This window comes from Vibrio tritonius, assembly GCF_001547935.1.
GTDB classification, from domain to species: Bacteria; Pseudomonadota; Gammaproteobacteria; order Enterobacterales; family Vibrionaceae; genus Vibrio; species Vibrio tritonius.
Genome location: NZ_AP014636.1, coordinates 840,720 through 856,118, shown reverse-complemented (window position 1 = coordinate 856,118; position 15,399 = coordinate 840,720). Strand labels below are relative to the sequence as shown.

General features: G+C 43.4%; 13 protein-coding genes. 4 read left to right on the top strand and 9 right to left on the bottom strand.

Going from position 1 to position 15,399, the window contains the following annotated elements; genetic code table 11:
* Positions 1-4: 4 nt before the first annotated feature.
* Positions 5-319, bottom strand: a complete 315-nt coding sequence (locus JCM16456_RS19100; protein ID WP_408068399.1) for an ArsR/SmtB family transcription factor — start codon at positions 317-319, stop codon at positions 5-7.
* Between the two features lie 502 nt (positions 320-821).
* Here JCM16456_RS19100 and JCM16456_RS19095 point away from each other — a divergent pair.
* Positions 822-1,580, top strand: coding sequence for a class I SAM-dependent DNA methyltransferase (locus tag JCM16456_RS19095; protein ID WP_068717488.1), 759 nt, complete (start codon positions 822-824; stop codon positions 1,578-1,580).
* 128 nt (positions 1,581-1,708) lie between these two features.
* On the opposite strand, the gene JCM16456_RS19090 is transcribed toward JCM16456_RS19095, so the two are convergent.
* Positions 1,709-2,350: an adenosylcobinamide amidohydrolase gene (locus JCM16456_RS19090; RefSeq protein ID WP_068717485.1), complete on the bottom strand. Its 642-nt coding sequence runs from the start codon at positions 2,348-2,350 to the stop codon at positions 1,709-1,711.
* A gap of 255 nt (positions 2,351-2,605) precedes the next feature.
* Between JCM16456_RS19090 and JCM16456_RS19085 the strand changes: the two genes are divergently transcribed.
* Together JCM16456_RS19085 and JCM16456_RS19080 are read left to right on the top strand one after the other, a co-directional pair.
* A complete protein-coding gene (locus tag JCM16456_RS19085; protein ID WP_068717483.1) occupies positions 2,606-4,561 on the top strand; it encodes a TonB-dependent receptor domain-containing protein in 1,956 nt (651 codons plus the stop codon).
* Positions 4,562-4,741: 180 nt separating this feature from the next.
* A complete protein-coding gene (locus tag JCM16456_RS19080) occupies positions 4,742-5,704 on the top strand; it encodes a LysR family transcriptional regulator (protein ID WP_068717481.1) in 963 nt (320 codons plus the stop codon).
* Positions 5,705-5,830: 126 nt separating this feature from the next.
* Here the strand turns inward: JCM16456_RS19080 and JCM16456_RS19075 are convergent, their stop codons facing one another.
* The 7 genes from JCM16456_RS19075 to JCM16456_RS19045 form a co-directional block, all read right to left on the bottom strand.
* Positions 5,831-6,325 (bottom strand): GNAT family N-acetyltransferase, encoded by a 495-nt coding sequence (locus tag JCM16456_RS19075; protein ID WP_068717478.1) that lies wholly within the window; start codon positions 6,323-6,325, stop codon positions 5,831-5,833.
* Between the two features lie 151 nt (positions 6,326-6,476).
* Entirely contained in the window at positions 6,477-10,088 is a 3,612-nt protein-coding gene (locus JCM16456_RS19070; protein WP_068717476.1) for a family 78 glycoside hydrolase catalytic domain, read from the bottom strand.
* Between the two features lie 259 nt (positions 10,089-10,347).
* Positions 10,348-10,938 (bottom strand): GNAT family N-acetyltransferase, encoded by a 591-nt coding sequence (locus JCM16456_RS19065; protein ID WP_331710538.1) that lies wholly within the window; start codon positions 10,936-10,938, stop codon positions 10,348-10,350.
* Between the two features lie 103 nt (positions 10,939-11,041).
* The gene (locus tag JCM16456_RS19060; RefSeq protein ID WP_068717474.1) at positions 11,042-11,557 is read right to left on the bottom strand and encodes a DUF523 domain-containing protein; all 516 of its coding nucleotides are present in this window, start codon (positions 11,555-11,557) and stop codon (positions 11,042-11,044) included.
* Positions 11,558-11,628: 71 nt separating this feature from the next.
* Complete coding sequence (locus JCM16456_RS19055) at positions 11,629-12,159, bottom strand: GNAT family N-acetyltransferase (protein ID WP_231894478.1); 531 nt, start codon at positions 12,157-12,159, stop codon at positions 11,629-11,631.
* A 162-nt stretch (positions 12,160-12,321) separates the two neighbouring features.
* Positions 12,322-12,891 (bottom strand): hypothetical protein, encoded by a 570-nt coding sequence (locus JCM16456_RS19050; RefSeq protein WP_408068393.1) that lies wholly within the window; start codon positions 12,889-12,891, stop codon positions 12,322-12,324.
* A 26-nt stretch (positions 12,892-12,917) separates the two neighbouring features.
* Positions 12,918-13,316: a hypothetical protein gene (locus JCM16456_RS19045; protein ID WP_068717470.1), complete on the bottom strand. Its 399-nt coding sequence runs from the start codon at positions 13,314-13,316 to the stop codon at positions 12,918-12,920.
* 296 nt (positions 13,317-13,612) lie between these two features.
* On the opposite strand from JCM16456_RS19045, the gene JCM16456_RS19040 reads away from it, so the two are divergent.
* Entirely contained in the window at positions 13,613-15,379 is a 1,767-nt protein-coding gene (locus JCM16456_RS19040) for a choline/carnitine O-acyltransferase (protein WP_068717468.1), read from the top strand.
* Positions 15,380-15,399 lie beyond the last annotated feature (20 nt).

The following is a 15,399-nucleotide window of genomic DNA, read 5'->3' as shown; positions in this document are numbered from 1 at the left end:
TGGATTACTCCTTATCTGAACTTTGACAAAAGAGGTCGTGCAGTTGTTTGATCAAAACGCTTACACGACCATCAGCCAAGGAGTAGAAAACTTGCTGGGAAACTTTGCGGGCCGTAATGATCTTATGTTTACGCAATACTGTCAGGTGCTGAGAAAACGCAGATTGGCTCAATTCAGAATGCTGCGCTAGCTCGCCAACACCGACCTCACCTTGCGTCAACTGGCACAACACCATTAAACGCTCTGGATGCGCCATAATACGCAACATTTCTGCCACTTCATCTGCGTTACGGCGCATTGTTGCAACGTCCACACTCATCAAATCCATATTGTTCTCCTCTTAACACTATGGAAAGGATACCGTTTACTTTAAATTAGTCAAAACTTATTTAGCTATATCGACTTTAGATTAATTAACATTAGATATTTCTAATTAAAATACCTATAGTGAATCACATGATGAACATGGTTGGAGTAACAACATGAATACAGAGTTTAGCTGGGTCGATGATCCTTTATGGTGGGCAGAGGATTTATTGGCCTTGAGATGATGGAAGCATTGTTGGTCAATCATGGCCACCGTGCACGCAATTTGCTTAGCAGGTATCGCACCTACGCATTCGCAAAAGCGTAACCACCTAATATATCACTGCTTTTTATTTACTCCCTCTGGCGATAATAAAAACATCGCCTGAGGGAATTTTTATTTCCTTTCGCTATAAAGCGATTTTTTAATATAACCAGAAGGAATTACTTCGCAAAATCGTATTCTTCATATACTATGCGCAGCCCAAATTGATGAGCTAAAAGACCAAGCTACTATGTCTGTTAACACACAGTCCTCCAATGCACTGTATACCGATCTCTCTGGTTACTACGATCTGATGTGTGTCGACATCGACTATCAGGCCCAAAGCCACTGTATTCGTCGCATGCACCAAATGTTTGGTAACGAGGGAAATACTCACCTTGATCTGGCTTGTGGTACTGGCCCGCACGTACGCCACTTTATTGATTTTGGCTTTTATAGCCAAGGGTTAGACCTTAATCAGCCAATGTTGGATATTGCTGCGACTCGCTGCCCAGAAGCCCAATTTACTCAACAAAACATGAGTGAATTCAGCGTTGAAGAGCCGCTCGACTTGATCACCTGTTTTCTCTATTCGATTCATTACAACGATGGGATTGAAAAACTGAAAGAGTGCATCGCTAACGTGCATAAAGCCCTCAAGCCGAATGGCGTGTTCTGCTTTAACGTGGTCGATAAAACCAAAATCGACAACAAACTGTCGGTTAAGCATACTGCCGAGCAAGACGACCACCTATTTACCTTTCAATCAGGTTGGCATTACAAAGGTGAAGGCGAAAGACAATCATTGCTGCTAAGCATTGAAAAGAGTTCAGCTGATGAAAAACACATCTGGAACGATGAGCACCCAATGGTGGCGGTCAGTTTTGATGAAATGGCAGAGCTACTTGCCCCTTACTTTGAAGTGCATCAATTTGAGCACGATTACGAGAAGATTTTGCCACTGAGTCCAAAGTCAGGAAACGCGATTTTTACCTGTGTAAAACGCTAATCGCTCATAACGAAATAGGTTATCCGAAAGTCCCATCTCAGTAAACAGCCCCCCAATAGTTGGACACCATTTATTGGGGGGCTCTTTCAAGCCAAACCACATTTAAGCCAAGTTGAAACATTAACCCGTTAGGCGAGGCACTTATCTAAACTCTGCAAACACGCCTCTAGTACTGCACTACCAATCAATTCTCCAACGACGGTATGTTTACCACAATAATGGTGGGCCGCTTTACCTTTAGGGCAAAGCACTGCATGACTGTCAGTACCTGTACCACTGGCAGGTAAGCCGGAAACCGGGCTGGCAATGTCCAAATCACGAATCGCCGTGACCTTAGCCTCAGTCAGTATCATCAACGCTTCGACCAAAGCAGTATCAGTGAGTGGCTGATTAATAAACACACCAATATTGATAGTGCCCACCTTGGGCATCTCATCCGCTACATCGCCTACTCGGCGGGTATTACTTAGCCCTGCAGTTACCCAAACATGCACCATCAGTTCACCACGGCTTTTGGCAACTTGAGAAAGAGAGCGCATCGACGCCGCCGTCATCATCCCCGTGACAGGAAATGAAAGCCCAAGCGAAACAGCTTTTTCCATTAACGTCTGTTCTGGTGGTAACCATGGTGGCGGAGTATCTTTATCAACGCGCAAATTGAGCACCGCTTCGGTATCACTTATTCCGCCATTTAGAACCGCTGAACTGATACTTCGGCAACTTTGTTGAGGTAAAAACACCATGTAATCTGCATGCTCAATTACTTTCATTTTATTTGCCTTTTATTGTACTTTTTGTAGGAAATTCATCATATACGCAACCTTCTTCTAGGTCATTCACCACGAGACATTTGAGCGATTGATTTTGCCGCATTAGTCGTCAATTAAACGAACGTTTTACAAGTCAATTCATAAACTGCATATCGGTCATGCACTTTATGAATGAACTATTTGTTGAGTTTTAAGTCTTGTTCGCGCCTAATGCAATTGAGAATTATTCTTATAATCAATTTGTACGGATTAAACATGCACGCGAAATCTCCTTTTATTCTGAAACCTTTAACTATCGCAATTAGCTCATTATTGGCAACAGTAGCCGTCAATGCTCATGCCGACGAAGCCAAACAAACTTCTCAGCCAGAAGTCATTAAGGTATGGGCAACACAAATCAATAATGACTCATCACTGCTTTCTGATGATATCGACGCCAAACAAGCAGACCACCTGAGTGATTTGCTGCGCGATCAACCGGGTATTGATGTGGGCGGTTCACACTCAACGGTGCAATCCATTAACATTCGTGGTTTAGATGAAACCGATCTAGATATCAGTATCGACGGTGTCACTCAAGCGAACAACATGTTCCACCATACTGGTAACCTACTGATAAACGCCGACATCCTTAAATCCGTAGACATCAAGTTAGGTACCAACTCGGTATTAAACAGTGGCCTGTCAGGTGGCGTGCAGTTTGAAACCAAAGACGCAAAAGACCTACTACGCCCTGGTGAAAAATTTGGCGCACGCCTGCACGCCAACTATGGTAGCAATGACTACTTTGCCTCTTCAGCGACCTTGTATTCACAGTTAAACGAAACAGTTGATGGCTTGGCTTACTTCACGCTGACCGACAAACACAATCCCAAAAACGGTGACGGTGATGCCAATAAAGGTAATGATGGTGAAATCAAAGATGGCATCGTAAAATTTGGTTGGGATATCAATGAAGAACACCGTATCGAACTGACTTACGACAAGTACAAAGACGCTGGCGATTATTACCTGCGTTCTAACTTCGGTAGTGGGTGGAATGTCGATTCCGACCAAGCGACACAACACGTTGAATACACACGCGAAACTATCTCTCTTGGTTATGACATCAATAAGGGCGATGCATTAACGGTTCACTCTACGGTGTATAACAACAAGCTTGAGTACGCACCATCAAGTACATCAAAAGGTATCTCTGAACACACTGGTTTCAAATCTTTAGCACAATCGAAACTCGAATTGGCTGAAATGAATCACACCTTGCGTTACGGCTTGCAAGGCAACCACCAAGTATCGAAAAAAGACAGCGCTTCATCTAACACCAAAGATGATAAAGCCAACACCTTTGCTGTGTATGCAGAAGATGAAGTTCAAGTGATGGATAGTCTATTCCTCACCCCAGGTGTACGCTACAACTACTACTCCATTAATATGTATGGTAACAGCTCTGCATCAAACGATTTGGACAAAACATTTACCGACTTCACCTATGGTCTAGCAGGGCGCTACTTGCTAAATGACCAATGGACACTAAAAGCAAGTAGCACTCAACTGTTTAAAGGCCCAGAATTGCGCGAAAGCTTTGTGAAATCGAATTCTTCATTCGATCAAAACCTAAAAGCGGAAACTGGCGTCAACAACGAAGCGGGCTTTGCGTTCCAAGATAAAGAGTTTATTGGTCTTGATAGCTTCGGCTTCTCAACCAATGTGTTCCGTACTCACATCAAAAACTACATTGATAACTGGGGCAGTGGTAAAGGAACTTACACCAACGAAGGTGATTACACAATTAAAGGTTTCGAGTCTGAAATGTCTGCTGTGAAAGGTGATCTGGCAGCGCGTCTAACCTACTCTCACTCAGATTCTCGTAACGATGACACAGGCGACGCACTGCGTTATGAAGTGGGTGACAGCATCGGTTTAGGTGTGAACTACCAAATCCCGTCAATGGATCTAACCTTGAACTGGACGACTATGGTTGCGCTGGATCTGCATGCAGATACCGATAACGATACGGACAAGAAAGGCTACGACGTTCACGATATCTCAGTGACGTGGATGCCAGAACAGTATGATCGTCTAACGGTGACAGCAGGCGTTGAGAACATCTTTAACGAGCTGTATTACTCACAAGCTTCGTTCACTTCTGGCACGATCAAAGACTACGAACCGGGCCGTAACATCAAACTGTCTGTGGCTTACATGTTCTGATGTCCGTGATTCAACGTGATAAATGCTGAATAAAAAAGATGGTGGAAACACCATCTTTTTTATATACAGCATTCTTATAAATACTAATAATTATCATATCCATTATCTTTTATTATGAGAGGAACAAATGTAAAATGCTGTAAATATTCAATCGCAGTACATAAAACTACAACAATAAATATGATTAACCAGTTAGATATCAACCTGTTAGTTGTCCTAAACACTCTATTAGAAGAGAAGCACGTATCAAATACCGCCTTTTGTTTGAACCTGAGCCAGTCTAAAGTCAGTCGATCTTTACAGAAACTACGCACCATTTTTGACGATGAGCTATTAATCCGAACTATCACAGGTTATGAACTCACACCTAAAGCACAGAGCCTAAAAGGTTCGCTTTCTCATGTGCTCTACAACCTGGATAAACTGTTTCAAAGCGATGAATTTCACCCCGAACAGAGTAATGAGTGTATTCGATTTTTCTGTCCAGCCTCAGTGGCAAATGTCATTTTCCCTGATGTCATTGCTCACATCAGTCGTACTGCCCCCAAAATGCGGATAGAACTCGATTCTAACCACCCAAACCATTTTGATGCACTGCTCAATGGCGATATTCATTTTGCAATTTCGACGCATACGCCAACCTCTGGTGAGGGAGAGATCCATCGACTCAAATTACTCGATTGGCAGCACTGCCTGCTCATGCGTCGCGATCACCCACTGGCTAGCGTCAACATAACCGAGCAGAACCTTGCTAATTTCCCATCAGGACAAATTGCAATGAACGGTCAACCCCTACTGCCTCTTGATACCCAAATTGCGCGTTTAGGGTCTCATCAAATACAGGCCACGCCTCCGTTTATTCAGTTGTCCGACTTCACCTCTGCCGCTGCTATAGCGGAAAAAACCGATATTGTATTTCATGTACCAAAAGAGCTTGCTCAACGCTCGAGCAACAAACAGCAATTAACGCTCAAAGCAGTGCCCGACTCACTGGTATATCCAAACGAATGTATTTATTTGTATTGGCACAAACGCTACCACAACGACGCTATGTGCACTTGGGTTCGCTCGCTATTTAAAGAATGGAATAGTGCAGATAATTTGGTGAGCCATACACACTTAGTGCCAGTTGCTTGCGCATAAACACCGAGTTATACCCAAGTAACTCAGCGACAAGCTATTTAAGAGAATAAAATGCAAAATAGCCCAATCACAGTGATTCGGCTATTTAATGTGCTATGCAGAATGGAAGGCATCGTTAGCCATTAATTAAGACTGACGAATACGTGCCATATAATAGGCATCAACATAGCGCCCATTACGAAAAGCAAAATCTTTGCCCTCACCTTCAATAACAAAACCCATTTTTTTATACAGTGCTACCGCGGCTTCATTATCGGAGTACACTGTCAGCTCAATACGTCGTATATTGAGCCAATTATCCGCTAAATCCAACACTGTATTGATAAGAGCAGAGCCAACGCCTTTTCCTTGCATTGCATCTTTCACCCCCACACCAAAGGTCGCTACATGGCGCCGCCGCGGGTTGGCTTCGACCACAAATCCCAAGTTTCCCACGATCTCACCATCTACTTCCGCCACATAGGAATAGACATTATCAGGAATATTAGCGAGACGTTTGGTCCAAAGGTCGAGTGATGGATTCGGCAATTGTAAGGTGCCGGAATACGCCACCACACCTTCATATACCGCTTTCACCGCAGCCGCATCACTTGGCTCTGCTCGTCTCACTGTTATATCCATGTTATTGTCCTTAATTGAGTTTTTTGCAGCATAGCACTTTAAAAAAGTAACTGTAAATCAATCAATTGATAAAAATAACCCCACTATCCAGCCTTGCTAAATAATGGGGTTAACCACCGCTAACACCGAGGGTTACTCTTCTGTGCTTACGTTATCGATACTGCGCTTGATAACGATACTCACCCGAACCCAGCTCAAAGCGTACGGTTTGGTGGGCAAATTGACTCGATTGCGTCGCCAACGGCTTGCCATTTAAACACGCCGAACTTAACGTCGCCGCTGGTAGAACCACTGTTGCGCTGGTATTGGCTGGTATCGTAAAGCGATAGTCAAACTCGCCATTTTTCACCTGCCAGTGGCTACGGATCGTGCCATACATGGATTGATACTCGCCTTTAGTATAGGTGATCCCCATATTAGGATCAGGCTGTGGCGCCAGCACAAAATGTTGGTAACCCGGTGTTTTCTCGTCACTTTGAATCCCCAACATATGTCGATACATCCAAGCCGCTACCGACCCAAACGAATAATGGTTAAAAGAGTTCATGCTGTTGTTACCAGAGAATCCATTTTCTTTGGTATAGGAATTGAGACGTTCCCAAATCGTCGTTGCACCTTGATCCACTGAATAGAGCCATGATGGATAGTGTTGATTAAGCAGCATTTTATAGGCCACATCTTGATGACCATTTTCTGATAGTGCATTTAATATCCAGCGGGTACCAATAAAGCCAGTCATCAATGAATAAGGAGGACGTTTTACCCCTTGATCATCTTTAACTTCTCCCTTTAGATGCGCGACCAGGTTTTGCGCAAATGCGCCTTTGCTGCCTTTTTCAATTAACCCAATCCCCAGTGGAATAGCATAACTGGCTTGAGTATTGATTTTCTCTCCAGTGGTATTATCTTCACTTTGAAACGTTTTTGGATCGAGATAACGCTGGTTAAATAACGTTTTAACTTGCTGATATTGAGATTGATAGTCTTGGCTTTCTTGATGCTTGCCAAGCACTTTAGTGATTTTTGCCATGATATTGAGGTCGTAGCCATAGTAAGCTCGCCAGATCATATCGTTAACGGTACTTGGTCCCGCAACGGCACCTTCGGGGCTCAACCAATCACCGAGAAAACCCGCTTTTTCTGGTGTCGTAGAGGCCAAATAATCCATATAATGTTTCATTGCTGGATAGTGCTGTCGCAGCGCATCAACATCACCGTATTGCAAATACGCTTCCCATGGAACAATCAAACCAGCACTGCCCCACAGCATGCCACCAAAGGCCGACATCGGCGATACTGCGCTAAAACGGCCTTGGTTATCTTGCGTATCGCGCATGTTCAGTTCATGTTTGCGGAAAAACTGCGGCATATTGGCAAAGTACACCGCAGCAGGCGAAAAGACCTGAATATCCCCATTCCACCCCATGCGTTCGTTACGGGCTGGAGTATCGGTTGGAATAGAAAGAAAATTACTTTTCATCGACCAACTGATGTTACGCCAAAGCTGATTTACCTTAGCGCTAGACGTGGTTAACGATGACGCCAAATGCGGGACGGAACTTAAAGCCAAACTTTCGACTTGATCCAGCGGTAACGCTTTATCAATACCGGTTATTTCAAGATAACGATAGCCATGATAGGTAAAGCGTGGCGACAAGACTTGTTTACCTTGCTTTAGCGTAAACGTATCTGTGGCATTGGCGCCCCGGATATTCTCTAACATCAACATCCCGGCATTTTCTGGTGCAGAATGACCACTTGGATAGGTCATTTCACCGTATCTTAACGTCACTTGTTGGCCTGCAACGGCATTGTTTATGGTGATTTTGGGCACGGCTGCTGTGTTCTGCCCCATATCGTAGACAAACACCCCGGGATGAATTTCCTCAACCGATTGTGCTTGCAAGGTTTGGTGTACGCTCACATCACTGCCCAGTAAGCTCACATACTGTGCTTGCTCCCAAGGAGCCAGCTCAGGCCATGGTGAATGAATCAATGTTTCTGCAATTTTGTTGCTATAAACCTGCTTATTCGATGGGAAAGTCGTGCCATGCGCTTTGATTTCACTTGCCTTTTGCCAAGCGCTGTCATCAAAGCCTGGTTTAGTCCACCCCGGCTGCGCTTTACTTTGATCCACAACTTGGCCTTGGAATAAGCTTGCGTAAACTAAAGGCCCTTCGGCAAACCCTTTCCAATGTTGTGGGTCACTATTGATCGTTTCAACCGTGCCGTCTTTATAGGTAATAACCAGTTTGGCAAGTAATGATTGGCGATCACCAAAGTAGTTCCATGCCTCCCCAACAAATCCAACCGCGCCACTCCACCAACCTTCAGCCAATTGAACGCCTATAGCATTTTCGCCAAAAGCTAATTTGGAGGTGACATCCACCACCTGATAAGGCTGTGATTTGTCGTATTCGGTGAAACCAGGCTGAAAATAACTTTCTGATAAACGTTTTCCATTAAGATACGCATCATAAATACCCCGAGCGGTAATATAGAGCTGGGCTTTCTCAACCGGTTTATCTAAGGCAAATTCAGTGCGTAGCATAGGCATCGAATGTTGGCTTGGGTTATGAGTGAGTATCAGCGCGCCATTGGCAGCGGTTAATGTCAGACCATTTGCGCTAAATTGCGCATCAGTACTGTTAGCCCAATGACGAAATCCCCCGCGATAATCTTGATTAAATTCCGCTTTCACAATCGCATTTGCTGGTTCACGATAATGGCTAATCATTAACGAATGAACATGGGCCTTTTGCCCAGCATCGAGCGCAAAACCAACATCACTTAACATCGGAAAAGCAATGTAATCTGAACCAACCCCCATTGGATTTATATTCACCCCAGGCACCAAAAATGGCGAGGCCAACGGCGGTTTAGGAATTTGATATTGATCGCCATCAAGGTGGATATCAACCATGCCATAGACACTAGAAATGTTTATCGTATGAGATTGATAGCGGTTTTTCTGATTAATGACCGTTTGCGGCACATCAAATTGATACAGTGGTTTGTCGGCACTATCGGCTTTGGTATACCCCACTCGATAAACGTTTATTTGGGACATTTTGCCATGGTCCAATCCCGACGTATCTAACTCAACTTTAACGTAGGCAGCATTTTCACTATTGTTTAAATGATTAAGGTTTTTATTGCTATCCATCAAACGCGGATCATTTGCACCAAAAACAACGCCAACCTTAGTTGCACGGCTTTCCTTATCCAACGCAACATCGGTCGATAACCGAAAAATAGGCAAATAGTCAGAAAATAGCGGCAATTTATTCGGCGCTAAACCAATCCATTTAGCATCGCCCCACGCATCACGCTTATGACTTAATAGGCTGGTTTGAAACTGAGCGCCATTGGTTAAATGATTGCCATTGTTATCCCAAACGTCGAGTTGCCAACGATAAGTGTGCGAAGGTTTTAAGCTCTGCGCTCCATACACAATGCCAAGTGAATCGTCTGATGTCACCTTGCCGCTATCCCAAACGGGTTGCTGTTGTTCATCAAAAACTTGAATCCGATAGGCCTGTTGTTTGACATTAAATTGATCGGAGGTCATTTGCCAGCCAAAACGCGGATGTGTACTGTCTAACCCAACAGGATTGGAAAGATAATCGACGGTTAAATGGGACAGTTGATTGACCGCGTATGCGGGCACTGAAATCGCAGCTAACACCGTTAATGCGAGATTACGGACGGGATGAGTGCATTTACGCCAAGGGAAATGTGACACCATCAAATTCAATTTCATGTAGAGCGTTCTCCTTTGAACAGAGCTTTGCCCCGCTGGCTCAATAAAAAAAACCTGACACCTTTCGAACCAATATGGCCTCGAACAATGTCAGGTTTTGCCTGCGCTCAGCAGTAACAATCCTTAGATAAGTTTAGTGACTTTCTATATTGATTTTTACCCTAAAGATGTCGCCATTAATGCGCAATGGCTTGAATATAAAACTGTGACAGTTTAGACAAAGAAAAACAATACCCTCCTTAGCTTTTTCGGGGGTATGTTATCTCGCTGATTTAACGATTAAATCCTCAATGACAACGTGGCGAGTAGGCCGAGTTTTGGCGTAAATAACCGTGTTATCCAACGTTCCACAAGGTAACCTGCGTGCGTTTTGTAACACTCCTTCTAATTGGTAGCCATTACGTTCTGGGACTGCGCGACTTCGGAGATTGGTTTGTGCCGCTTTAATTTCGATTCGCTGTGCTTTTAACTCAGTAAATGCGTAATGTTCTAACGCTAAAACCGCCTCTGAAATATAACCCTGCCCGACATAGTCTTGGGCAAGCCAATAACCGATTTCAAAATAAGGGACAGATTGGTCGCGAACGATAAGACCAATAACACCAACTAAAACCCCATTCTCTTTATTAAATAAAGAATAGCGTTGCTCACCTTCAAACTTCTCAAAAGAGTCCATCGCCTCGACAATACTTTGCTTTAATTGCTCTTCACTAAGTACATGAGGTAACCAAGGCAAAAAAGGCGCTAGATGCTCTTTATTGCTTTGCAAGACTGCAAGCATAATTGGCAAGTCCTCAAGAGAAGGCGGCATCAAACGTAGGCGGTCTGTTTCAAGTTGTCTGTCGGTCAAAACTCCATCCTTATATATCTAAAAATCATAGGGTTAAATATAATAACCACACTAAACCGACTTAACTTTGGACTCAATCATTGTTTGTAATTAATTTTGATACCTAATGGGAAGCGACAATTTCATTTACGACCATCTGCATACAGCGCGAGCCTATGAATTCTTGGATTGTATTAACGTTAAATACCGTAATACCATGCTGTGTGAGTAACTCAGCCGTTACGCCGCGCCCCTGCATTTTGACACCTGAAAACGTACCATCATAAACCAGAAAACTCCCACATGATGGACTGCCTTCAGCAAGTAACGCAAAACGAATATTGTTTGATAAACAGAGCTGTAATGCCATATTGGCCCCACGAACAAACGCATCTGTCACATCATGACCTTGGTTATCTTTTACTTTCGCTTTTTGCTCGAGTACCAAACTAGCTGGACCATCAATAATCTCTGCGCTGGCTCTGGGAATAGGCATTCCAGACGCCACTTCAGGGCAACACCGAACTAACTCAAAATGTGAGCTTAACTCTGCTTCTAGTTGTTCTGAGATGGGCAAAGCTTGTCCGTTGTATCTTACTTTTTCACCGGCAAGACAGGCACTGATGAGCAGTTTTTCCAAACTTGAATCCTTATTTATTTGCTTTGTAGTTAATAGGGTATTTCCAAAACTTCGATTTTTTGAATAACTGTTCAACCGATCCAAATTTGATAACGAGCAGAATCAAAGCCTAAACGTTCTTGTCTATCAACCAAGTTGAAACCACAATTTTCATAAAACCGACGTAAAGTCGGTCTATCACCATGACAATCACATCGTACCCACTGGCAATGATGCTGCTTCGCTAATACCACGATGGCCTTAATCACATCTTGCCCTAAACCACGCGAATGATGCGAATCTGCAATAGCAAACTTATGAAAAAATAGACTGTTGCGGGTATCAAGATCTGGCCAAAAAGGATCGCTATCAAAGCAAATAAACACGCAACCAATCGCTTGACCTTGGTAGTCGATAAGATAGAGCTGCTCATTTGAATAGGATTGCTGAAGCACTTCGAGCCGCACTTGCTCTTCAGTCCATAATGGAATCTGCTGACGATGGCAGCGTGCGACCGCTTGTAGTAAGCAGTTCTGGGCGACTTGCCAATCCTTATCACCAGTACTCTGCTTCAATCTCACGCGAGAAGATAAATCGGAATCAGTGCTGGTAGTGGTGTCCATTAAAATGACCTTTCCTTGGCATACGCAAAGGGTCATTGTACCAAGAACCGATACCAACTGGTTATTTTTTATAGGGAAATGGCATCAAATAGGGTCTAAGGATAACCGATACGTGAGTGCGAAGAGGGGTAGTTATCCTTAGTAAAAACCTTAGCCAATTTGTTATGTTTCCGATTCCAGCTTATTGGCTAGCTTTTTCAGATACTGCTTGGCCAGTTCAGTATCATTTCGGCTCAGCCATTTAATACAATCAAACAGATCCCAAATTAACCCATCATCTCCTGCCGTATAAACCTCAAAATCTTCATGCTGGGGAGCTGGTTCTTCTGTTAAACGACTTGGAGTTATCGACTGCTTATCAAATAATACTTGATATGGATTAGATATGTGGAACGGCTCAGTTAAATCCAAATAGTGAATTTCTATGCTAGTTAAATCATAAAAAATATGTTTTTCAAAATAGGCTAATGGCGTATGAAATCCGTCAATGGTATAAAAAATATCTTTGCCAAATTCTATTCTATATTCTGTTGAAGCGATTTTTTTGTGGAAGCCATTAGTAGTAAAAATGATGATATCAGCATCAGAAATACGATCACCTCGTTTTCCGGCTAAAGAGCCTACTAATACGGCAGCAAGTACGTCTTTCTCACGAACAAGTGATTGACACACAGAATCAATTAACGCGGCTTGTAACGGTAAATGGGGCAAATGTAAATTATCCTTAATCAAAAACATATCCTTAATGACTCGCTAGTTTAACCGTTTGACAGCTTCTTTTTTGCTTGTTGTTCTGCCTTGCTAAACACCGGATCCCAGCCTTTATCAGGGCTCTTTTCTAAATAACCACCACGAACTTCCTCAGCGAGTAGTCGCACTGGGTTTTTCTGAATGACTTTCGCCGTACCGTGCTTATCCACTTCTACGTCACTGCCATCAATGTTCTTAAACACCTTGCCGTTGGCCGCAACACCATCTTGAGGACCTTTGTATTCCTCACCTTTCTTGACTTCTACTGGCTTAGTGCTGCTTTCTGGCTTAACGTAAATTGTTTGGTCTGAATCGTTAATCACATCGGCATAACTTGATATCGGCATTATCGCCACCCCGAGCCACAATGCCATCGATGCTTTCATAATTAGATTTTGCTTACTCATCAAATGCCTCCTTTATGAACGTCATCTTATATTCATAAATATTTCACACTTCTGGTCAGTAACGAAACAAAACTAAGACAGAGTTTGGTCAGAACTACAGTTTAGCGAAAACTCAATAGCTAATAACGCCAATTAGATTTGAGACACATTGCTAAACCCAGCGCTTTTACCTGCGCTCTTTAACATAATTCAGCCCAAATAGCATTTACTTCTCTTGTCATTGATAAGCATCAAAACTCTTATAACTAAAATCGATAATACTCATTCTTATATAACCAATTGAAAGGAAATGAGATTTGAGTTTTAATTTAAAAAACGATTACGATACTACCCAAATAGCCCTCCCACCACAACCACTCCCAAGCATTGAAGCAACCAGTTATAAGCTGCTTGAATGGGCCAAACCTTTACTGGATAACGACGAATATCAGGCATCATTAGACGCTGTCATGACATTTTGCGAAACGAAAGGTTCTGGCGAACAATTACAGCAGGCATTATTACAAGCAGAAGGTCGTTATTGGAGCGGAAAGGCATGGCAAGACCACTATCTTCGACATAGAGACTCTCTTGCCATTCACAGTAATGTTTTTTATTACCTCGAATCTCAGTTGCATCTCCATGAGTTCTCACCAGTCGAAATAGCAGCGGCTTTAGCGATAAGCGCTACTGAGTTTATGCTTGAAATCCAGCGCGGGACATTGAGTCAAGATTTTCAGGGCAAAGCACCGCTGTGTATGGATCAATATCAGCAGTTATTCGGAGCAACAAGAATACCCGGCGAATTAAGAGACCGTATTTTAATTCACCCTAAAGCAGACCACATGATGGTCATGGTAAAACAGCAATTCTTCCCTGTAAGATTGTTTGATGCAGAGGGAAATATTCGTCACTACATGGATCTCAGTGCCGAATTAGACGCCATTAAAAATAGCGCGATTGATGAGGCGGTTAACATAGGGATCATGACCGGCGCAAATCGCGCTTGGTGGGCAAAAAAACGAGAATATATAAAACAACATTCAACACAAAATCAGACGTGTTTTGAGCAAATCGAACATGCTGCATTTGTGCTCTGCCTCGACGAAGACGCTCCAGAACTGGATAACGACATTGCACAAAAATTGCTGCATGGCAAAGGTGACAATCGTTATTTTGATAAGGTGTTACAGTTTATTGTCTTTAACAATGGTAAATCGGGAATCAATTACGAGCACACGGGCATTGATGGTTCCGTCATGCTGCGCTTAATCCGCCACCTTTACGATACTGTTCCTCTGGCAATTGATGATACCCAAAAAGCGATGCCACTAGCGTCTACGCCATCCCCTTTAACATGGACCATCGATTCCACCATTGAGCAGGCAATCTCGCACGCTGAGGAAGAGTTTGCCCGTCACTGCAATGGTTATCAAACCCAAGTCATCCACTTTAATGCCTTTGGTCAAGAAGCGATAAAACAACGCAAAATCAGCCCGGATGCCTTTGTGCAATTAGCCTTGCAATTAGCAGAGTTTCGCAGTCAAGGCTCTAACCACAGCGCTTATGAAGCCATCATGACAAGAACATTTGACCAAGGTCGAATCGATGTGCTTTACACTGTAACCCCTGAAGCGCAACACTTTATTCGCGCCTTTGCAGAACATCGTCCCCAAGCCGAAATAGCGAACGCTCTAAGAGACGCAGCAACAGCGCATATTGGTCGCGCGAAAGAGTGTCAAAAAGGGTCAGGCATCGCGACTCACTTACTGGCGTTAGAGTACAGTTATGAGCATCTCAACGCCTACCATTCGGAAAAAGAACGTCCAGAACTGTTTCAATGCCCAGCCTATCAAAAATTAATGCACACCATTATTTGTACCAGTACCACCAGCTATTATGGTGTGCTGCTCGCAGGCTATGGCCCTGTGGTCGATGGAGGGTATGGATTACGCTATTTCAAACGTGCAAATGAGCTAACGTTTATCGCCACATGTCAGACGAAAACTTATCCGCAAATGGAGCGTTATCTTCGCACCCTAGAACAGACCTTACATGATATGTATCGCTTGATAGCTGAATAAGACCAAGATAAAAAAAGAGA

Excerpts from the sequence above, each read along its gene's own strand:
- JCM16456_RS19100 (WP_408068399.1), bottom strand. The coding sequence starts at position 319 with ATGAGTGTGGACGTTGCAACAATGCGCCGTAACGCAGATGAAGTGGCA.
- JCM16456_RS19095 (WP_068717488.1), top strand. The coding sequence starts at position 822 with ATGTCTGTTAACACACAGTCCTCCAATGCACTGTATACCGATCTCTCT.
- JCM16456_RS19090 (WP_068717485.1), bottom strand. The coding sequence starts at position 2,350 with ATGAAAGTAATTGAGCATGCAGATTACATGGTGTTTTTACCTCAACAA.
- JCM16456_RS19085 (WP_068717483.1), top strand. The coding sequence starts at position 2,606 with ATGCACGCGAAATCTCCTTTTATTCTGAAACCTTTAACTATCGCAATT.
- JCM16456_RS19080 (WP_068717481.1), top strand. The coding sequence starts at position 4,742 with ATGATTAACCAGTTAGATATCAACCTGTTAGTTGTCCTAAACACTCTA.
- JCM16456_RS19075 (WP_068717478.1), bottom strand. The coding sequence starts at position 6,325 with ATGGATATAACAGTGAGACGAGCAGAGCCAAGTGATGCGGCTGCGGTG.
- JCM16456_RS19070 (WP_068717476.1), bottom strand. The coding sequence starts at position 10,088 with ATGAAATTGAATTTGATGGTGTCACATTTCCCTTGGCGTAAATGCACT.
- JCM16456_RS19055 (WP_231894478.1), bottom strand. The coding sequence starts at position 12,159 with ATGGACACCACTACCAGCACTGATTCCGATTTATCTTCTCGCGTGAGA.
- JCM16456_RS19045 (WP_068717470.1), bottom strand. The coding sequence starts at position 13,316 with ATGAGTAAGCAAAATCTAATTATGAAAGCATCGATGGCATTGTGGCTC.